The sequence below is a fragment of the Parachryseolinea silvisoli genome (assembly GCF_021190955.1).
GTDB classification, from domain to species: domain Bacteria; phylum Bacteroidota; class Bacteroidia; order Cytophagales; family Cyclobacteriaceae; genus Ohtaekwangia; species Ohtaekwangia silvisoli.
The window spans coordinates 1,226,723-1,245,428 of sequence record NZ_JAIOAO010000002.1 but is presented as its reverse complement, the minus strand read 5'-3'; the positions used below and the strand labels follow the sequence as shown (position 1 = coordinate 1,245,428).

General features: G+C 49.4%; 20 protein-coding genes. 6 read left to right on the top strand and 14 right to left on the bottom strand.

Annotation, left to right across the window (positions count from 1 at the left end; translation table 11 throughout):
• Positions 1–33 precede the first annotated feature (33 nt).
• Together K7P01_RS15155 and K7P01_RS15150 are read left to right on the top strand one after the other, a co-directional pair.
• Positions 34–270, top strand: a complete 237-nt coding sequence (locus K7P01_RS15155) for a hypothetical protein (RefSeq protein WP_267294420.1) — start codon at positions 34–36, stop codon at positions 268–270.
• A gap of 78 nt (positions 271–348) precedes the next feature.
• Positions 349–783 (top strand): pyridoxamine 5'-phosphate oxidase family protein, encoded by a 435-nt coding sequence (locus K7P01_RS15150; RefSeq protein ID WP_267294418.1) that lies wholly within the window; start codon positions 349–351, stop codon positions 781–783.
• On the opposite strand, the gene K7P01_RS15145 is transcribed toward K7P01_RS15150, so the two are convergent.
• The 10 genes from K7P01_RS15145 to K7P01_RS15100 all read right to left on the bottom strand — a co-directional run bounded on the left by K7P01_RS15145 (position 784) and on the right by K7P01_RS15100 (position 11,269).
• On the bottom strand, positions 784–2,217 hold the full coding sequence (locus K7P01_RS15145) for a hybrid sensor histidine kinase/response regulator (protein WP_267294416.1): 1,434 nt from the start codon (positions 2,215–2,217) through the stop codon (positions 784–786).
• Positions 2,218–2,232: 15 nt separating this feature from the next.
• Entirely contained in the window at positions 2,233–3,762 is a 1,530-nt protein-coding gene (locus K7P01_RS15140) for an ATP-binding protein (RefSeq protein ID WP_267294414.1), read from the bottom strand.
• 38 nt (positions 3,763–3,800) lie between these two features.
• Complete coding sequence (locus K7P01_RS15135) at positions 3,801–5,312, bottom strand: sigma-54-dependent transcriptional regulator (protein WP_267294412.1); 1,512 nt, start codon at positions 5,310–5,312, stop codon at positions 3,801–3,803.
• Between the two features lie 32 nt (positions 5,313–5,344).
• The gene (gene rpoN / locus K7P01_RS15130; protein ID WP_267294410.1) at positions 5,345–6,757 is read right to left on the bottom strand and encodes an RNA polymerase factor sigma-54; all 1,413 of its coding nucleotides are present in this window, start codon (positions 6,755–6,757) and stop codon (positions 5,345–5,347) included.
• Positions 6,758–7,134: 377 nt separating this feature from the next.
• Positions 7,135–7,551, bottom strand: a complete 417-nt coding sequence (locus tag K7P01_RS15125) for a hypothetical protein (RefSeq protein WP_267294408.1) — start codon at positions 7,549–7,551, stop codon at positions 7,135–7,137.
• A 159-nt stretch (positions 7,552–7,710) separates the two neighbouring features.
• Positions 7,711–8,913, bottom strand: a complete 1,203-nt coding sequence (locus K7P01_RS15120) for an NAD(P)/FAD-dependent oxidoreductase (RefSeq protein WP_267294406.1) — start codon at positions 8,911–8,913, stop codon at positions 7,711–7,713.
• Positions 8,914–8,929: 16 nt separating this feature from the next.
• A complete protein-coding gene (locus K7P01_RS15115) occupies positions 8,930–9,835 on the bottom strand; it encodes a YihY/virulence factor BrkB family protein (RefSeq protein WP_267294404.1) in 906 nt (301 codons plus the stop codon).
• Between the two features lie 28 nt (positions 9,836–9,863).
• A complete protein-coding gene (locus K7P01_RS15110; RefSeq protein ID WP_267294402.1) occupies positions 9,864–10,190 on the bottom strand; it encodes a hypothetical protein in 327 nt (108 codons plus the stop codon).
• 12 nt (positions 10,191–10,202) lie between these two features.
• Positions 10,203–10,766 carry a DUF4142 domain-containing protein gene (locus K7P01_RS15105; RefSeq protein ID WP_267294400.1) on the bottom strand — a complete coding sequence of 188 codons (564 nt, stop codon included), beginning with the start codon at positions 10,764–10,766 and terminating at the stop codon, positions 10,203–10,205.
• Positions 10,767–10,783: 17 nt separating this feature from the next.
• Positions 10,784–11,269 (bottom strand): PA2169 family four-helix-bundle protein, encoded by a 486-nt coding sequence (locus K7P01_RS15100; protein WP_267294398.1) that lies wholly within the window; start codon positions 11,267–11,269, stop codon positions 10,784–10,786.
• 210 nt (positions 11,270–11,479) lie between these two features.
• Here K7P01_RS15100 and K7P01_RS15095 point away from each other — a divergent pair, with 210 nt between their 5' ends.
• Positions 11,480–12,574: an AI-2E family transporter gene (locus tag K7P01_RS15095; RefSeq protein WP_267294396.1), complete on the top strand. Its 1,095-nt coding sequence runs from the start codon at positions 11,480–11,482 to the stop codon at positions 12,572–12,574.
• 692 nt (positions 12,575–13,266) lie between these two features.
• Here the strand turns inward: K7P01_RS15095 and K7P01_RS15090 are convergent.
• Both K7P01_RS15090 and K7P01_RS15085 read right to left on the bottom strand, forming a co-directional pair.
• Complete coding sequence (locus K7P01_RS15090; protein ID WP_267294394.1) at positions 13,267–13,902, bottom strand: porin family protein; 636 nt, start codon at positions 13,900–13,902, stop codon at positions 13,267–13,269.
• A 339-nt stretch (positions 13,903–14,241) separates the two neighbouring features.
• Positions 14,242–14,406 carry a DUF1328 family protein gene (locus tag K7P01_RS15085; RefSeq protein WP_267294392.1) on the bottom strand — a complete coding sequence of 55 codons (165 nt, stop codon included), beginning with the start codon at positions 14,404–14,406 and terminating at the stop codon, positions 14,242–14,244.
• A 249-nt stretch (positions 14,407–14,655) separates the two neighbouring features.
• Between K7P01_RS15085 and K7P01_RS15080 the strand changes: the two genes are divergently transcribed.
• Positions 14,656–14,844: a CsbD family protein gene (locus K7P01_RS15080; RefSeq protein ID WP_254085413.1), complete on the top strand. Its 189-nt coding sequence runs from the start codon at positions 14,656–14,658 to the stop codon at positions 14,842–14,844.
• A 7-nt stretch (positions 14,845–14,851) separates the two neighbouring features.
• Positions 14,852–15,268: a sll1863 family stress response protein gene (locus K7P01_RS15075; protein WP_267294390.1), complete on the top strand. Its 417-nt coding sequence runs from the start codon at positions 14,852–14,854 to the stop codon at positions 15,266–15,268.
• A gap of 76 nt (positions 15,269–15,344) precedes the next feature.
• Here K7P01_RS15075 and K7P01_RS15070 read toward each other — a convergent pair whose 3' ends face one another.
• Positions 15,345–16,964 (bottom strand): NADP-dependent glyceraldehyde-3-phosphate dehydrogenase, encoded by a 1,620-nt coding sequence (locus K7P01_RS15070; protein WP_267294388.1) that lies wholly within the window; start codon positions 16,962–16,964, stop codon positions 15,345–15,347.
• A 64-nt stretch (positions 16,965–17,028) separates the two neighbouring features.
• Positions 17,029–17,394 (bottom strand): hypothetical protein, encoded by a 366-nt coding sequence (locus tag K7P01_RS15065; protein ID WP_267294386.1) that lies wholly within the window; start codon positions 17,392–17,394, stop codon positions 17,029–17,031.
• A gap of 184 nt (positions 17,395–17,578) precedes the next feature.
• Between K7P01_RS15065 and K7P01_RS15060 the strand changes: the two genes are divergently transcribed.
• The gene (locus tag K7P01_RS15060; protein ID WP_267294384.1) at positions 17,579–18,682 is read left to right on the top strand and encodes a redoxin family protein; all 1,104 of its coding nucleotides are present in this window, start codon (positions 17,579–17,581) and stop codon (positions 18,680–18,682) included.
• Positions 18,683–18,706: the final 24 nt, after the last annotated feature.

Below are 18,706 nucleotides of genomic sequence, written 5' to 3'. Positions count from 1 at the left end.
TCGTTTTTTAGTTGTTCACTTAAATGAAACATCATGAAAACGCAACATACCACTCCGGCCTCTCCCGCTTCCCGAAAACCTGGAACAACAGAAAAACCCGCTAAACCTGGCCGTAAAAAGAAAACCACGGCTCAAGAGGAACGCCTGCAGGAGGAAGCTGAACACGCACGGCAACCTACCGTACAAAATAGCACCCCCGACAATGTACGGGTAAACGAAGATGAGCAACGAAAAGCCGTCAACCGCGGGGACGCTGATAAAACAGAGTGAGTGTGAGAGCGAAAGCGAATAAGAATACCCTATTTGCCACACCCACTCTGCATTCTCCACCCTTGTATCACCAACGCCATGAAAACCGCACCTGCGTATCCGCCCGCGATCCAAAAATTTAAGGAATTGCTCAACGATGTTGAAGTATGCATGCTTATGACGACCGACAGCGGCGGTAAAACCACCAGCCGCCCGATGATGACCCTGGACGTCGACCGCGACGGGCGCGTCTGGTTTTTTACCAATGAGCTCTCCGACAAAGTGCAAGACGCCAGTGAGCACGCGGCTGTCGCGCTTATCTATGCACGGCCGTCAAAAAATATCTATATACACATCAACGGTACGTGCACCATCGTACGCGACAAAGCAAAAGAACACGAGCTGTGGGTGCCGCCCCTTACCGAATGGTTCCCATTAGGGTTGGATGATCCTAAATTATGCCTGATCCGTGTTGTGCCTGAGGAGGCCCACTATTGGGAAAGCACGCTCAGCAAAATGGTAGCTTTTATTTGATCATTGCACCGGGAAAGCGATCACAAAGGTAGTGCCTACATTCTCTTTGGAACGTACGTCGATGTGCGCTTTGTGCGTCTGTAGAATATTCAGCGTCGCCGCCAGGCCAAGGCCCATGCCGTTGCGTTTAGACGTGAAGTAGGGCTCGAAAAGTTTGGAGATACTCTCTTGCGGTATACCACATCCGTTGTCTGCAATCTCGACCGCGTATTGCGACGCCGACGGTGTCACCTTAATGCTTAGCTCGCCCGGCCGGTCGCGCATCGCTTCTACCGCGTTTATAATAATGTTGAGGAACGCGACCTTCAGTTTGTCGGCGTCGGCCTGAATATAGCACGGTACATCCGGATAGCTTACCTTCATGCTGATGCGCTGCAGTGTAATGCGATCCAGCGCCGCACTGATACTTTCGTCCAGCACCGTCTGTAGAATGACGCGTTTGAAGATCATCTCCGTCGGCCTCGACGAATCCAGCAGCTCGGTGATGAGGTCGTTAATGCGTTTAGAGTTACGGTGAATGATCTCTAAGAAAGGAGTGTCGTCGTCACTTTGGTTACCGGGGATCAACTGTTCGACCGACATCTGAATATTGTTCAGCGGGTTGCGCACCTCGTGTGCCAATGTGCGGACCAATCGACCTGTCGCGGCCAGCTTTTCGGCCTGGAGCGTAGCTTTCTCGGCTTTCTTCAAGTTGGTAATATCGTGAATGATGCCTTGCACGTATGGACTGTCGTCGTTGCCGGTTTCCAGCGAAGCCGAAATGATACAGTATTTTTTTTCACCCTGCCGGTCGGCCAGGGTAATCTCGACATCGTCAATTTCCTTCGAACGCGACAAACCGTCATATACCTTGTCTTTGCCCTCCAGGATCAGGTCGTATAACGACAGGTTTAAAAGGTCTCCCTGTGCATAGCCCAACAACTCCGACGTGGCACTGTTCATGTCTCGAAAACGCAGGCCTTCATCGGCAATAAAGACGGCGTCTTTAGAACGCTCAAAAATGATGCGGTATTTGCGTTCGTTCGAACGCAATGCTTTCAACGCCCCCGCACGTTCGAGCGAGTAGCGAATGCTGCGTTCAAGCTTCTCGGTGTTCAGCTCTGACTTGATGAGATAGTCCATGGCTCCGATCACCATCGCCTCATTATCGACTGCTTTGTTGCCTTTCCCTGTCAGGAGAATGATAGGTTCTTCACAGTTCAGTTTAACGGCCTCTTTCAAAAGGTCCAGACCCGTTTTCGCGCCCAGGCGATAGTCTACCAGGTATAATTGGTACTGACGCTGACGAATATGCTCCACAGCCCGGGCATATGTCGGACACCAATCGATTTCATAGCGCACGCCCTCGATGCTGCGGATATAATCACTGGTTATGATGAAATCATCTTCATCGTCGTCTACAATGAGAATTCGTGTAACGTTGGACTGCTGCATGTACTCTATATACGGTCAGAATTGTTTTTCGGGAAGGAGCAGATGAAAGGCGGCACCGTGGCCCGGTGTACTTTCGGCATAGATCGCACCGTTGTGGTTGTCCATGATTTTTTTACAAATGGCCAGGCCGATGCCCGATCCTGGGTATTCCGATTTGCCGTGCAACCGCTGGAAGATCTGAAAAATCTTTTCAGCATATTCTTCTTCAAAACCGATACCATTGTCTTGTATCGTGATCTTGATAAATTCTTTGTCCGCCGGCAAATGCTGGTCTTCTTTGTCGCGGCGCGTAGCTTTGTCGCTACTGATCGTGATGACTGGCAGCTTTCCTTCGCTGCGGAACTTGATGGCGTTACCAAGCAGATTGTTAAACAGCTGCTTCATTTCCGCCTCGACCACTTCCACTTCCGGCAGCGGACCGATCATGATCTGAGCACCGGTCTCTTCAATCTTCAGCTCCAGGTCGGTCGTAACAGACTGTATAGTTTTCTTAAGATCTGTACGCGAAAATGCATAGGAACTCCGGGCCATGCGCGAAAATTCGAGCAGGTTGTCGATGAGAATGCGCATGTTTTCTGTCGACGCCAGAATACGCTCTACGTACAACGAACCTTCGCTGCCCAGCTGCGTCATAAATTTCGCTTTCAATCGCTCACTAAACGTCGATATCTTGCGTAGCGGCTCCTGCAAGTCATGTGATGCCACATAGGCGAATTCTTCCAGTTCCCGGTTAGAGCGGTTTAGCTCGCGAATGCTGCGCTCACGTTCGCGCTCAAAATATCGTAAGGGTGTAATGTCACGGGTAATACCGATCATCTTTACGACTTCGTTCTTTTCTCCCAGAATCACTTTGCCTTTGGTCGAAACAAATTTCTGTACGCCGGCGCGTGTCGTAATGCCATACTCACACTCAAAACCTGTTTGTGTATCGATAGCTTCTTTCACGTGATATTGGAAGCTAGCGGCATCTTCCGGCGACAGATGCTTAAAAAAGAACTCGCGGGTAATGCTCGCAACTTCTTCGGGAAGGTATTCAAATAGCTGATACAGACCTTGTGTCCACTGTGTGGTATCTGTAGCAGCATCCCAATTCCAGCTGCCGAATTGTAACAGTGCCTCCGTTTCGTGGAGCAGCTCACGTAACGCCTGCACTTCCTCCTGCCCTTTCCACTGATCAGTAATATCCTGCGCTATGAACAGTAGCGACGACGCCGTGCCATCCGCCTTACGCCGGAGCACCGAGCCCTGGGTGCGGAAGTAACGCCAGCCACCCTGACGGTGTGTCATGCGGCTATTGTAGGCATGCGACGCATTATCCTGTAAATCGTAGAATTTCTCCAGCTCGCGTTGTACCTGCGCTAAGTCTTCGGGAAAAATGAATTGATCGAGTGAGCAGTCTTTCAGATCTTCCAGCGGCAGTCCCAGAAAATCTGTGACGCGTTTGTTTATATACTTCAAGCAACGGCGGTCGACGTCGTAGACATAGACTATCCCCGGAAAGAAATCAGCGAGTCTCCCATCAAAAGAGTCTTTGCCTTCTTCCATGTCGAATATTTCGCTCAGATAATTTATGCCCTCCACGCTTATACCTCCTGCTGAAACTCAATATTATTGAGCTCCTTATATTGCTTGATCTTATTGTATAACGTCTTACGATCGATTTTCAGTAGTTTGGCTGCCTTACTTTTATTAAAATTTACACGCTTCAGGGCTTCGAGGATAATTTCATACTCCGCGTCAATGCCCGCGCCCTTCAAGCCGGACTCTTTGATTACAGGGCGTGAAGGGGTAGGCTGATACGGCAGTCCATGGTCGGCAGGTGACGAGCTGCTGCCCATCGGGGTTGCATCTCCGCCGTTTCCGTCGAACTGAAGCTTGCTGTAGTTGGATACCTCAAATGGAATGGTACGCGTCTCAATAATATCGGTGTCACTCAGCAGTGTTGCACGTTTCACAACGTTCTTCAACTCACGCAGGTTTCCGTGCCATATGTAGTTCTTAAATATATTTTCTACCTCGGCACTGAAGCCTTTTACGTTCTTGCCGAGCTCCTGGTTGGTAATGGTCAGGAAGTGCATCGCAAACGTCATGATGTCGTTCTTGCGTTCACGCAGCGGCGGTACGTTGATCTGGAATTCGTTGAAACGGTGGTATAAATCTTCGCGGAAGCGGCCGGTACGGGCAGCGTCCCAGAGCTTTTCGTTACTCGCCACGATGATACGCACATCGAGGTCGATGTCTTTTGTGCCTCCGACGCGTTTCATTTTACGCTCTTGCGTTACACGCAGTAGCGATACCTGCACATCATACGGAAGGTTGGCGATTTCGTCCAACAGGATCGTGCCACCGTTAGCAAGCTCGAAGCTGCCGATCTTTTGGTTCAGGGCGCCGGTAAAAGAGCCTTTCTCGTGACCGAACAGCTCACTGCCGGCTAATTCTTTAGAAAGCGCACCGCAGTCTATGGCAATAAAAGGTTTATCGCTGCGCTTGCTTCGCTTGTGAATTTCCTGTGCAATCGCTTCTTTACCGCTACCGCTCTCACCATAAATGATGATGCTATAGTTGGTAGGTCCTACCAGGTCAATTTGGTTGAGTATATTTTTAAAGTCCGGGCTGTTGCCGAAGATATACTGCTGACGATCACTTTTCTTGGCATACTGCGTTTGAGACTTAGGCGTATAAGAGGAGGCCGATGCTGACTCGTTGGAAGGCATCGACTCGACGGGGCCTGAAGGGTTGGCCAGCGCACGTTTGATGGTCAGCAGAATCTCGTCCGGCAGCAAGGGCTTGGTGACATAGTCGATCGCGCCCAGCCGCATGACTTCCACGGCTGTCTTAATGTTGCTATAACCGGTAATGATGATCACAGGTACGGCCGGAAGCCGTTCTTTGATGTTCTTCAGGATAGTTGTGCCATCCATATCTTCGAGCTTGAAGTCACACAAGATCAGATCGGGACTTGTGTTTTCCAGCACCTCCAGCGCTTTCTTACCGCTGTTGGCTTCCACGGCTTCAAAGCCATGTTTCGATAAAAAGCGCTTTAGCACAAGGCACATGTCCTTGTCGTCATCAATAATTAGAATTTTTTCTGCCATATCTTTTAGTAACCTTTTTCAAGACGAAAAAATCAAGCCCAGAAAGCACGCATCTGTGCTACCGGGATTTGGAGATGCTCACGATACTTCGTTACCGTTCTCCGGGCGATGTTAAATCCTTTGGTCGCCAGCACCGCCGCCAGTTGCTGGTCTGAGTACGGCGTCTTTTTATCCTCGGTCTTGATCACTTCCTCAATTTCTTTTTGAATGACCTTGTTGCTGACAATGGCACCTTGTTTGTTTTCAATGCCTTCGCTAAAGATGTCTTTCAGCAGGATGGTGCCAAACGGCGTCTGTACATACTTGTTACAGGTGATGCGCGATACCGTTGAAATATCAACCCCGACGCGTTCAGCAATGTTCTTCAGGATCATCGGCCTGAGCAACGACTTGTCGCCCTCCAGGAAGTAGTCGTACTGATACTGCACAATAGCATTAATCACATTCAACATCGTGCCTTCCCGCTGCCGGATGGCGTTGACGAACCACTCGGCGGAGTTGAGCTTGCTCTTCAAGTATTGGAAGGTACGTTGATCTTTACCTTTCTCAGCATCCTTCACCATCGACTTCATACGGTTGTTGATGAACAGGTTGGATGAACGCTGGTTGGCCAGGCATACTTCCACGCCATCGTCACGATGCGTAACGATAAAGTCGGGAATAATGCTTTCGACGTTAGTCTTTTCCTCGGTTGTACCGATGGGATTCAAATTCAGATTGGCCATCAACTCGAGTACCATACGCAGCTCTTCCTCGTCAATGCCCAATGCTTCTTCGATCTTCTCAAAGTTGCGGCCTTTGAGGTCCGTATAAAAATCTTCCAGGATGCGAATAGCGGCCTTTACGTCGGGACGTTTCGTGTTCATGCGGCGCAGTTGCAGCATCATACATTCCTGCAGTGTCCGGGAACCCACACCGGCGGGCTCCAGGTGTTGGATATTTTTCAGGATCTTATCGGCATCGTCAGCCTCAATCCAGCTCATAGTCTTCAGAGAGTAATCATCCGCCAGCGTGTCGAGGGATGTTTCCAGGAAACCTTTCTCATTCAGGTTATCGATAATGAAATGCGCAAAGGTCGCCTCAGCTTCCGACATCTTGATGGCCGAGAGCTGTTCTTTGAGGTCTTCGCGAAAATCACGTCGTGCTATGATCGGTTTGTCCGGCATATCATCCTGCTGGTAGTAATGCTTGTTCTCCGTCTTGTAGTCCGGAACATCGTCATAACCATACTCGTCCCAATCCTGATACTCCTGAACATCGTCCTTACTGGTCGTAGCGGCGGTGTCGTCGTTATCAGTTTTTTCCTCTATGATGGGATTCTCTTCGAGCTCGTGAATTATGCGTTGTTCCAGTTGCAGTGTTGTCAAATGAAACAGCTCCAGCATTTGTAGCTGCTGGGGATTAATCTTAAGCTGTTGCTTCTGTGTAAGGTTCTGGTGAAGCATAATGTTTCGGGTTTATCGAACAAAAGCTTATGCAACCTCAGCACCAAAAATCTGACCCGTCTGAAAATTTTATGCAAACGACTGAAAACCAGGCCAATAAATATTTATCGACAAGGTGCTGTACAAAAGCACCTGTACAAATATGTAGATTTTTTTACTCAAAAAGGGTACTACGACTGGGATAAAATACCCGGATTTACACGAAAAGCGACGGAATTATGGAAAAACTGATGTGCTTTTTTGCGCTGTTTTGATAACGTGAATTTTTCCTGGAGGGTTCCCTGTGTCATTACAGCTATAGACAGGGCTGTAACAAACACAGAGAGACAATCCGGAGATTAAAGCACTATATAAAAGATAACATAATTAAACGTCATTCAAGATTGAGAGGTTAACAATGACTGGAGGTTCTGGCGAATGCGGTTATGTTCACGACGTACGTTGTTAAGACTGGCGCGCAGCCGCGTAGCCACATCAGTGTTCCACCCCTTTTTAGAGGCTGCTACAAGTTCGTCCAGGTCCTTTTGAACGCGTTTTTGGTAAACATGAAGGTCTTTGAGGGCTTTGTCGACCGGCCGCTTGGCCTTGGCCACCATACCGGGCTTGCGTGCTTCCAAATGCTGCACCGATTGCACGATCGAATCGCGCAGTTGCATCAGTGCCGTGGAAAGCTGCTCACGTTCCATTGCTACCTGAAGAGAGTCTTTTATGCCAACATTGTCGGTAGCCTGGCTATACGCCGTCATACTCCCGAATACCAGGGCGGCAATGACGATAGAGCGACGGCGTTTCATACGGTATTGTGTTATCCGGCAACGGATAATAAAATATAGTGCCAGGCTGTGAAAAACGTCACAAACCTGGAATTTGAACGTAGCGTTACATCCGTTGAGGGTGGAATTACCCGATCAGCCTGGGAACTTGAGGAACTGGTCTTGTGGCATACGGTCGGGCTAACGGTTGAACGTAAAAATCTTGCTATCCGGATTACTTTTGCCCAGTAGCAAGTCCCGCACGATCGCCGCGGCGATAACACTAAATGTTATACCATTTCCGCCAAACCCCAGTGCAAAGTATGTATGCGGCCGCTGCCGGATGCTGCCAATATACGGTAACCCATCTTTCGTACCGCAAAATGTACCCGCCCACGAGAAGTCTGTTTTAAAAGCTATAGCAGGAAATAACTTCCGAAAAGCATGTTCCAATTGCTGCCGCTTCTGCGGGATGCGGGCGTCACGTTTGGCGGGCTGATAGAAGTCATCGTCTTTGCCGCCGATGAGGATACGTTTGTCGGACGTTGTGCGTATGTATAGGTAGGGCATCGCCGTTTCCCAGATCAGGCTGTTGCGATGCCAGAAATTCTCTTCCTCGAAAGGCTCACTCACGATCGCATACGTCGAATGCTGCGATTCAATCACCTTTGGTATATACCGCTGTGATTCATAGCCGCAGCAGATAATAAGCTTGCGGGCGGTGACGGTATTCCCACCCGCCGTGAGCAGTTCAACGCTGCGTTTGCGATGCCGTATACCCACAACCTCGGTGTTATCGTAAACCTGTAAACCACGCCGTTGATTGGACGATAGCAAGGCATGCGTAAGATGGTAACAATCCAGTTCGGCGCCATCACTTGAAAGCAGGCCTGCGGGAGCGGCGAAAGTATATTTTTCACGTACGTCGCTCTCCTCCAGCCAATGCACAATAGAAATGCCGTGCTGACGCCGCAGTGTATACTCTTTCCGAAGATTTTCTACGTGCTTGCGAAAGGAAGCGAATTGAAAGCTGGGCTTCTTCACAAATTCTACACCCTTAAACCTTCCGGCAATGGCACCCAAGCGGTCGATCGCTTCCAAACACAGCGCATAGCTGCGGACTGCGTGCTGCTCGCCGACGAGCGGAATAAGCTTATGTAGCGGGGTGTCAATTTCATATTGTATCAAGGCCGTGCTGGCAGCTGTGCTGCCATGGCCTGCATGACGGCGGTCCAGCATTAATACATCAAAGCCTGCTTTGCACAGATGGTCCGCCATCAACGCGCCGGTAATGCCCGCGCCAATAATAGCAATGTCTGCCCGGGTCGACGTCGGCAGTGAGGGATAGCTATTAAGAATGCCATGTTTCAGAAGCCAGAAGGGCGCGTTAGAACGTAGGTCCATAGAATTGTAAGCATGCCTAGTGCAAAACGTTTATGCGCTGGTCTCCGGGCACCTCACGCGTTTCCTGTTTTATGATAAAGACTGCAGTCTTGTCGGGTTTTATACCCCCGCCATAGTTAACAGTATATACCTTCGTAAATTCGGCGCCATAGTAAAGAATGATGGAGGTATAATAAATCCACAGCAACAAAATAACAATCGATGCCGCCGTACCATACGTTACGCCAATACTGGAATTGGTGACATACACGCTGATCAGCGACTTGCCGATTAAAAACAATACAGCTGTGAAGGCGGCGCCCACGAAGGCGTCGCGCCAGCGAATGGACGCATCGGGCAGCACTTTAAAGATGATGGCGAACAGGCACGCAATCACGACATAGATCAGCATGAAATTCAACCCTTGAAACAGGTAGACCGACACATCGTTGAAGTATATCGCCAGCCGGTCGTGCAGCAGATCCAGTAAGGCATTTAGAATGAGCGACACCATCAGCAGAAAGCCTACGCTGACAATGAGCGAGAATGAGATCAGTCGGTTTATTAAAAGTTTGAGCAAACCCTTCTTGGGCTTTGAGCGAATAGACCAGATGTAGTTGATCGAATCTTGTATTTCGGTAAATACTCCGGTCGCCCCTACCAGCAAAACAATAAACCCTATCACAGCCCCAGAAGCACCCAGTTGGGACTTTTCAATGTTCTTAATAATGTCTTGTATTTGCAAGGCGGCGGCGTTTCCGACCAGCCCGTTGATCTCATCGTAAATACGGCCCTCCACAGCATCCCTTCCCCAGTACACACCTGCCAACGAAATGATGATGATGAGAATAGGGCCAAGGGAAAATAGGGTATAGTAAGAAAGTGAAGCACTGAGCTTCATACCATTGTCCTCGATGAACTCAGTACCGGCCTTTTTTAACACGGACCATATTTGCCGTAGTATGCGCATGTTATCGTGCTCCCGCCTTTGCCAGCAACCTGGCAACCGAAGGGTGGGTGTGAGTATGGGTGCTGTACAGATCTACCAACGTGCCTTTGCGTCCGTCGTTTGTCTCAATGACGTACATCACAGCATGGTCGGCGGGGTTGGTGAGCCCTTCGAACCGATATGACGTAATAACCCGCACGTCTTCCACCTTATATATCGTGTCAGCCTGCATCGAACGAATCCCCGCCGTTGTAGCGCGGAAGTCGTCGTTGTAACCTTCCTGCGACATACGCGTGCGACATGCGCGCAGGGTGTTCATGTAGGGTATCTCTGTGGCGTTCTTTGTCATGATACTTGTTCCTTACCGTTCCGAAATAGCATTCTCCAAGTCGACGAGCTTATCTTGCACGGCACGCACCTGCGGCAGTGCGCTGTTCAGCCAGGTCTTTAAGTTCAGGTCGTTGGTGGTCGCACCATACGACTCGATCTCGCCGATCAAATGTTTATTTTCTTCGCGAATCTCCGCACACCATTTTTCATCAAACTTGCTGGACTTCTCATCCAGCAACGCGCGCACATGGTCGACGTCCGACGCTGTCGCCTCGTCAGGCAGTGTTATTACCTGCGACGTTGCAAATACCTCCATCTCACTCAACAGACTTTGAAAGTCGGGCTTCACCGCCATAGCAGCGTTGCTGGTGCGGGGGGAATTTTTTTCAATGGCCACGTCGGCCAATGCAATCAGGGTGTGCAGGCTGTTGGCCGTTTCGACCACAAACTGCGCGTCGCGCTCATCGGTTTTGTTCTCGAACTTCTCGCGGTTCTTTTCTTCAGCCGCGTCTTTGCTTTCCTGCGGCCGGCTACAGGCGGCAACGGTGACACATGCAACAATTGCCCATAGGCGGATGAATGTGGCGTATTTCATAACCTTACTTATTTCGTCTATATATGCTCGCTGACCAGGCACGAGCTCTGCAGCTCCTTGTAGCTCTGAATCAGCGTCGAAGTTGCTTCGAGCCCGATCTTGTGGTCGAGCAGGTGCTGCCGCACGATGTCGCTAAACGCCGACTGGCTGCCAATGGCACGCTCGTAGCCACGTACCGCCAGGCGGTTCATCCGCAGACACGAGCCCATAATAGTTTGTAGCGTATCGCCGGAGACGGCGGTTTGCACTTCCATCCACAGCAATAATGTTTTTCCCGCCAGCGTCTGCCCTTCGGTCGGCATGCCGCCCAGTCGCTTGATCTCCGCTGCAAGCTCTTCTACCGCATGCAAACAACCCTGCGCCAACTGGCCGAAAAAAGGCGCCGCATCAAGGCCCTTCGCACTTGGTGTCAACAAGTCAGTTGCTTGTGCATAACAGGCAATGCGGTCAAAGTGCAAACTAACGAGGGTGTTTAATTGGCTGATTTCGCGGGAGTGCTTCATAACATTATATGTCGAACAGTACCTTTCCCCTTCTGCCAAAAGAACTGTGCCCGCGCCGAGTGCATCCGGCGCAAGGGGCGCGTAGAGCAAATTCCCCACTTATAGGGATATCCCTTTAGAATTACACGGATTTCAGGAACTGTTACCTTTAACGAAAGGGCACGATTTTACACAGTATATATCACTAAACATCTTCCCGAACCGCCTATTATGACCATTTCTAAAGAATCCGACCCATTTTACAGACGGCTATCTTTTAACCTGATCAGTATCAGCCTGATCGCCACAGCACTTTACATCGGCCAGGACATACTCCTGCCACTTTTCTTTTCCATGTTGCTGGCAGCGTTGCTGTTGCCAGCAGTCAAATTCCTGCAACGCAAAAAAATACCAAAAATCCTTTCCGTGATTCTGTCGCTCATCATCTCGCTCGTATTGGTGTTTGGTGTTCTCTATTTCCTCACAACGCAGGTACTAAACTTCCTTGACGACTCTGACATGATCAAGGAAAAATTCGACGGCCTGTTGCACGATGGTCAAAAATGGGTATCACAAAACTTCCACGTCGGCATTCGTAAACAAAACCAATATATACACGATACGGCTGAAAAGATCAAAACTTCCGGCCCGGCCCTGGTCGGCAAGACATTTCTTTCACTGACGGAAATATTCTCCTATCTGATATTTATTCCCATCTATACGTTTCTATTGTTGTATTACAAAGACCTCATTAAAAAGTTCCTGGTGGACTCGTTTAAGAACAGCAGTGAAGAACATGTCGTTACAATTCTACAAGAGTGCCAAAATGTATCCCAACATTATATTCTCGGGCTGCTCATCGAAATGACCATCGTCTTTACCCTCAATGCTGCAGGCTTTTTGATCCTGGGCATTCACTACGCCATATTTCTGGCGCTTGTCGGCGCACTGCTGAACCTCATTCCCTACGTAGGCATGCTGGTGGCAAATGTATTCTGTATGATCATTACCATGATATCCAGCCCCGAACTCAGTGACGTTTTGTGGGTGGGTGTTGTCCTGATGGCCGTTCAGTTCATCGACAACAACTTCCTGATGCCGTTGATCGTGGGCTCGAAGGTACGGATCAACGCGTTGGCTACCATCGTTGGGGTATTGATCGGTGGTGCGCTGTGTGGCGTGCCGGGTATGTTCCTGGCAATTCCGGGCGTAGCGGTGCTTAAAGTGATTTTTGACCGTGTGGATGGTTTGAAAGCATGGGGGATGTTGATGGGCGACCCTAGTGCGGATAAACAACGGGAGAAGCTGAAAGACGCTATACATTGATTCGCTTTTGATGTTGTCCGATAGCGGAGGTCGTTATATAAGTAAACAAAGAGGCCCTTGTCGCGTGCTATCTTTAGCATCGCCACGGGGGCTTTGGTATGGTTCATGTTTGCTGCCATAAAAGAAAAATATTAAGTATTCATCCAGCCACTACAGGCTGAATGGCCGCCTTCTATGCAGCAGCGACTCAAACATATCCGCAGCGCGAGGCAAATCATAATAACAGTTCCCACATGTTCTCACATATTCCCACATGTTCCCAACAGTTCCCAGAAAAGGGCACATTTGTCCGATACGGAAAAAACTATACAGTTTTTCCGTAATCCGGATAAGGCTATACGGCCTTTCAAAAAAATGGAACTATCATAGTACCTGGAGAAAAGGAAAAGTAGGCGCGGGATACTCCGCACTAAAGCCCTACTAAAGCCGTACTTAAGCCCTATCAAAGCCGTATGAATACACGACGATAAATACTATTCTTGCGCAAGGCCATAACCCGTCTTTTTACCGCCGGCTGGTGCCGGTCTTCAGCCTGGCATGTCGAAATGACAATATTACCTCCTTTTTAACGGTCGCGTTAGGGAACGATGGTCGGCGGAGCGGTATGCCTAAGGCCTTTATAGAACAAAAAAAGGCCCGGAGAAAGATCTCCGGGCCTCGGCAATTTCAATCATTACCGCAACAAACCTGTACTACGGCTTGTGATTGAGATTGAGTGCCAGATATACCTGGCCGTAAGAGTTCTTGGAATTACCCAGGAAGTCTTCGGCAGTGTTAGAATCGGCAATTCTGGCCAGACCATAGTTATAGCGGGCACCGATTTGAGCTGCCCCCAGGTTAAAACCGATACCACCGATCAAACCGTAGTCTAACGAACGGAAATTGTCCTTATCAAGCTCATCCGTGCTGTTGCCCAGATCGCCTTCGGTTTTAGTGCTGGCATTCAACAGGTAACCTGCATAACCACCGGCGTGAATCTCCACTGCTTCACCCAATTTAAAGACTGCCAACACCGGCAAATCGAGGTAGTTCAGGTTAAACTTAAACTCCTGGTCAATCGCACCATCGGTTTGGAATTTGGAACCTTTTGTGTCATACAACAATTCCACTTGCAGGCCGAATGTCTCTGTAGAAATGATCTCGCCGTATACACCGGCGTTGAAGCCGAAACGGGCATTTTCATCGTCTACATCGTCAACATACATATTGCTGACGTTCAGGCCGCCTTTGATACCCGCTTTGCGGTCCTGGGCGAATGTCGTAGTCGCAGCTGAGGTCAATATCGTTATCCCCGCAACCAACAGAATGTGTTTCAATTGTGTTTTCATAGTCTAGTTCTTAAGTACAAGTTTGTTTTGAGTTTTGTACCAACATGGGAAAAATAACTATGCCACTTGGCGCTTTACCGAAAAGCCCTTCTTATGGCCGCTCATCCGTACAATCGCCTCCCCATTTTAGGACGTTCTATTCCTCATTATGAGCATATCTAACGCGCCGCATTCATCTGTTTAGAGACAGCATGACCCTATATATAATATTAGATTGCGTACAGGGGCAGACGTTGTGAAGCAAAACGTAAATCCTATAAACAAAAAAATCCCCTGTCACGTATAACAGGGGATCTTTTGAAAGGTATGCCAATCCTATAGATCGGCGTTGTTGCAACATCAATTTCTCCGTGTAGCACCGGCAATCAAAGACACCAGGAAGATCACTACAGCAATGAAGAAAATTACTTTGGCAAAATAAGCTGCACTTGCAGCAATTCCGCCGAATCCAAAAATAGCGGCGATAATCGCTATTATCAGAAAGATTACAGTCCAGCGTATCATAATATTTTCGTTTTAGTTACTTGAGCATATCCAATAGAATTTCATGCCAACGTGTATATTTGTTAAGAGCGACATACCTTGCTCTATAATTATATCATAGCGCGCGACATGATACTGTAGAATGAAATACACATACATTCTTAGGAATTTCTCTCTCCCAGCATTATTCTATTGATTTTCAACAACGGTATGATTGTTTGATCTATGACCGCAAACAATTCAACAGTAAATCACTTAAATCATACGACTATGACAACGCTCGATTTGAAAGGCCGCTGGAACGAAGTAAAGGGCAAACTGAAACAAAAATACGGTGAGTTGACCGACGATGATCTGGTCTTTGCTGAAGGCAAGGAAGATGAGCTGCTGGGACGCCTGCAACAAAAGCTGGGTAAAAAGAAAGAAGAGATTCGCCAGATAATCGAATCGGAAATCTAATTACGTCATGAAGTTTTTGCAGATTATCCTCGCATTTGTTTGCGTTACCGTTGTAGCTTTGATGCTGACACAATGTGAAGGCAACAAAGGAGAAGCCGCCGGTCGTAAATTCGACCAGGAGCGGGAAGAAGTAAAAGAGGAGCTTCGCTCGTTACGAAGAGATATCGACCGGGAGATCGACGAACTCGGTGTCAAGATCGATAACGCTTCAGACGACGGCAAAGCCAAAATGGAAGAAGCCCGTCGCGAGCTTAATGAAGAGAAGCAGGAACTCGATAAGGCCCTCGACAAAGTTGAGAACTCTACCGAAGAAACCTGGGACGATGTGAAAAAGGGCGCCCGCAATACGGCCGAAAAAGTACGGCTAGGCTTCCGCCAGCTGGGACAAAAGTTCCAGGAGCTATTTGACGACGATAAGAAGTAACCACTACGAGGAAGAACGATACCCGGGGTTTCGATTAATCGAGACCTCCGGGTGTTTTTTTTGTTACCTATTGGTGTTAAAAGATATAGTCGGTACTCAGGAATGCTGATTCGTGGTTACGAATGATGGTGCTAATAATCTGTTTGTTTTTATCAGTGCTCTTCGTGGCCACGAGCGTGCGGATAGAAAATACGCGCAGCGCATCGGCGATGGACAAGGTTCCTTCGGCGGAATCTTTGCGGCCGTTGAAGGGGAAGGTGTCGGGGCCGCGCTGGCTTTGTGCATTAACGTTGATGCGACCAACCTGATTGACGAAGGCATCGATATAAAGGGCAATGCGTTTTGACTCCGTGCCGAAGATACTTACCTGCTGACCAAAGTTGGAGTTGACTACGTATTGGATTGGCTCGTCATCAGTTTCAAATGGCACGATGGGAATGACGGGGCCGAACTGCTCTTCAAAGTATAAACGCATCTTATCGTTGACGGGGCATACTACTGCCGGATAGAAGAAGGCGTTGAGCGATTCGCCGCCGTTTTCGTTTGTTACCTGCGCACCGTGTTTGCGGGCGTCTTCTACCAGCTCCTGCAGATATTCTACTTTACCAGGTTCGGGTAGTGGCGTAAGTGATACACCATTTTCCCACGGCATGCCGGGTTTGAGCTTCTTTACTTCTGCGTGGAATTTCTCCAGGAACCTCGAGAGAATGCTGTTGTGTACAAATAAGATCTTCAGCGCGGTGCACCGCTGGCCGTTAAACGACAGGCTACCCGTGATACATTCGCTGACAGCTATATCCAGGTCAGCGTCGGGCAGGACGATGGCGGGGTTCTTGGCGTCGAGGCCGAGGATGGCTTTGAGGCGGTGCGGCTTGGGGTGCAGGCGCTTCAGCTCGTTGGCGCCTTTGTTGGTGCCGATGAACGCAAACACATCCAGCTTGCCCGATTCCATCAACGCGCCGACAGTCTCGCGACCGCGGCCGTAGATGATGTTTATCACACCGGCGGGAAAATTGTCGCGGAAGGCTTCGAGTAGTGGGCGGATCAATAATACACCATATTTGGCCGGCTTAAAGATCACGGTGTTGCCCATAATCAGTGCGGGGATGAGTGTGGTGAATGTTTCGTTCAGTGGATAGTTATAGGGGCCCATGCACAACGATACTCCCAGGGGCACGCGACGGATCTGTGCCATGAAGCCTTGCTCTTCTACGAGCTTGGCAGCATTGCGATCAAGATCTTTATAGGACTTAATGGTATCGACGATATAGTCGCAAGTGCGGTCGAATTCTTTTTCGGAGTCTTTGAGGGTCTTGCCGATCTCCCACATCAGCAGCTTGACTACTTCGTCGCGGCGCTGGCGCATGGCGGCCAGGAATTTCTCGACATGGGCGATGCGCTCCGTGACACTGCGCGTGGGCCAGAAACCCTGGCCAAGGTCGTATGCCTTTACGGCAGCGTCGAGGGCTTCGAGAGACTCCTTAGTGGTGAGCAGCGGCGTGCTGCCAATGACTTTCTGCGTATAGCCGGCGCCGTCTTTTACAAATACCGGGCTGAGGACGGGATTGAGACTGCCGGTCCAGGTTTTGAGCTCGCCACCGACGAGGTACTCGCGCTGGTCAATAGGCTGGGCAAGACGGAATGCTTCGGGAATGACGTCTTCCGCCGGGAAGACGTTGGCTAGAATTTGGCTCATGTATGAATTAATTTAAGGAGGTTGGCAAGTCATCCCTGCAATGTACTCCCTTAATCAAGTCAAATCAATGCCGGATGCCGCATACCTTACAGAACTTCATTTTGCCGGGTGGGCGTTTTTTGGGCGGACGCTTATGGCCAAAGTACATGGGATCGGAGTATTGGGGCTTCATCATCTCCTTCTCTGCCCGGCGTTTAGCCTTTACGGTCGCATGCATGCGGTCGGCATATTCTTTCTGCGACTCCACCGTGGGGCCTTTGCCGCTACGGCGTTTGGAATGATGCCGGGGTGCTTCCGCTGGCGCAAAGTTCGGGTCCACCGTCGACGGTGAATTTTGGAAAGTATCGCCGTCGCGCTTGCGCTTTTTGGACGATTGACCGTAGGCCGTACAGACCACCAACACCAGCAGAATGGAAAGAAATGACTTCATAAGCTTGATTACAAAGATATTAACTATTCTCCAGGGGAAATAGTATAAACGAGGGTTATGGTACATGGCAAACCATCGACAGCCGGTAAATGCGGTCGCCGGGATGCAGGTCTTACCGTCAGTGTATTCGGTCGCGGAGAATAAAGCAGAATGGTTAAATTCGGTAAAACAAACCTTTGCACCCATGAAACCCCTTGCCCTTATCACCCTGCTGGTCTTTTGCGTGCCGGAAACCCTACATGCCTCCGACCCCGTACCGTTGGCCATTGGCGCCGCTGCACCCGACTTCTCGCTGCCCGGCACGGACGGCAAAACGTACACACTCAAAAACTTTGCCCAATACAAGTTCCTGATGGTTGTTTTCACCTGCAACCATTGCCCCACGGCCCAGGCCTATGAAGACCGCATCAAACAACTCGCCGCCGACTATAATCCCAAAGGCGTAGGCGTGGTCGCCATCTCGCCTAACGACCCGCAAGCCATACGTCTCGATGAACTCGGCTATACCGACCTGAGCGACACGTTTGAAGAAATGAAGATCCGCGCCCGCGACAAACAATTTAATTTTCCCTATCTCTATGATGGTGAAACGTCTGCTGTATCAAAGCTTTACGGTCCGCAGGCCACGCCACACGTCTTTATCTTCGACGCGAAGCGTACGTTGCGCTACACCGGGCGCATCGACGACAAGGAAAAGCCCGGCACTGCTACGGTGCACGATACGCGGCAAGCGCTCGACGCATTGGTCGCCGGCAAGCCTGTCCCGGTGGAGAAAACCAAAACCTTTGGTTGCTCGATCAAGTGGCCCGACAAACGCGACTTTGCTAACCAGGCCGCGGGCGAGTGGGCAAAAGAAAAAGTGACGATTGATGAATTAAATAGCGAGCAACTACAGGCGTTGCTGAAGAATGAAGGTACAAATTATAAGCTCATTAACGTGTGGGCCACGTGGTGCGGGCCTTGTGTAGCGGAGTTTCCGGAGTTTGTGAATATGAACCGGATGTATCGGAACCGGGAGTTTGAATTGGTGACCATTAGTTTGGACGATATCAATCGAAAGCCGAATGCATTGAACTTTTTGACGAAGAAACAGGCATCGACGAAGAACTATATATTTAATGGAGATAAGTACGCTTTTATTGAGGCGCTGGATAAGAATTGGGAGGGGTCGTTGCCGTATACGCTGTTTATTGCTCCGGGGGGAAAGATCATTTATGGCAAGCAGGGAGTGATTGATGCGTTGGCGCTGAAGAAGGTTATTGTGGAACAGATCGGGAGGGTTTATTAATACAGGCTAAGACTGGCACGATGG

What these genes read in the sequence shown, in the direction of transcription:
- K7P01_RS15065 (WP_267294386.1), bottom strand. Translation starts at nt 17,394, where the DNA reads ATGAAGTCATTTCTTTCCATTCTGCTGGTGTTGGTGGTCTGTACGGCC.
- K7P01_RS15150 (WP_267294418.1), top strand. Translation starts at nt 349, where the DNA reads ATGAAAACCGCACCTGCGTATCCGCCCGCGATCCAAAAATTTAAGGAA.
- K7P01_RS15095 (WP_267294396.1), top strand. Translation starts at nt 11,480, where the DNA reads ATGACCATTTCTAAAGAATCCGACCCATTTTACAGACGGCTATCTTTT.
- K7P01_RS15070 (WP_267294388.1), bottom strand. Translation starts at nt 16,964, where the DNA reads ATGAGCCAAATTCTAGCCAACGTCTTCCCGGCGGAAGACGTCATTCCC.
- rpoN (WP_267294410.1), bottom strand. Translation starts at nt 6,757, where the DNA reads ATGCTTCACCAGAACCTTACACAGAAGCAACAGCTTAAGATTAATCCC.
- K7P01_RS15135 (WP_267294412.1), bottom strand. Translation starts at nt 5,312, where the DNA reads ATGGCAGAAAAAATTCTAATTATTGATGACGACAAGGACATGTGCCTT.
- K7P01_RS15080 (WP_254085413.1), top strand. Translation starts at nt 14,656, where the DNA reads ATGACAACGCTCGATTTGAAAGGCCGCTGGAACGAAGTAAAGGGCAAA.
- K7P01_RS15100 (WP_267294398.1), bottom strand. Translation starts at nt 11,269, where the DNA reads ATGAAGCACTCCCGCGAAATCAGCCAATTAAACACCCTCGTTAGTTTG.
- K7P01_RS15090 (WP_267294394.1), bottom strand. Translation starts at nt 13,902, where the DNA reads ATGAAAACACAATTGAAACACATTCTGTTGGTTGCGGGGATAACGATA.
- K7P01_RS15145 (WP_267294416.1), bottom strand. Translation starts at nt 2,217, where the DNA reads ATGCAGCAGTCCAACGTTACACGAATTCTCATTGTAGACGACGATGAA.
- K7P01_RS15060 (WP_267294384.1), top strand. Translation starts at nt 17,579, where the DNA reads ATGAAACCCCTTGCCCTTATCACCCTGCTGGTCTTTTGCGTGCCGGAA.
- K7P01_RS15085 (WP_267294392.1), bottom strand. Translation starts at nt 14,406, where the DNA reads ATGATACGCTGGACTGTAATCTTTCTGATAATAGCGATTATCGCCGCT.
- K7P01_RS15120 (WP_267294406.1), bottom strand. Translation starts at nt 8,913, where the DNA reads ATGGACCTACGTTCTAACGCGCCCTTCTGGCTTCTGAAACATGGCATT.
- K7P01_RS15110 (WP_267294402.1), bottom strand. Translation starts at nt 10,190, where the DNA reads ATGACAAAGAACGCCACAGAGATACCCTACATGAACACCCTGCGCGCA.
- K7P01_RS15125 (WP_267294408.1), bottom strand. Translation starts at nt 7,551, where the DNA reads ATGAAACGCCGTCGCTCTATCGTCATTGCCGCCCTGGTATTCGGGAGT.
- K7P01_RS15155 (WP_267294420.1), top strand. Translation starts at nt 34, where the DNA reads ATGAAAACGCAACATACCACTCCGGCCTCTCCCGCTTCCCGAAAACCT.
- K7P01_RS15105 (WP_267294400.1), bottom strand. Translation starts at nt 10,766, where the DNA reads ATGAAATACGCCACATTCATCCGCCTATGGGCAATTGTTGCATGTGTC.
- K7P01_RS15140 (WP_267294414.1), bottom strand. Translation starts at nt 3,762, where the DNA reads ATGGAAGAAGGCAAAGACTCTTTTGATGGGAGACTCGCTGATTTCTTT.
- K7P01_RS15075 (WP_267294390.1), top strand. Translation starts at nt 14,852, where the DNA reads ATGAAGTTTTTGCAGATTATCCTCGCATTTGTTTGCGTTACCGTTGTA.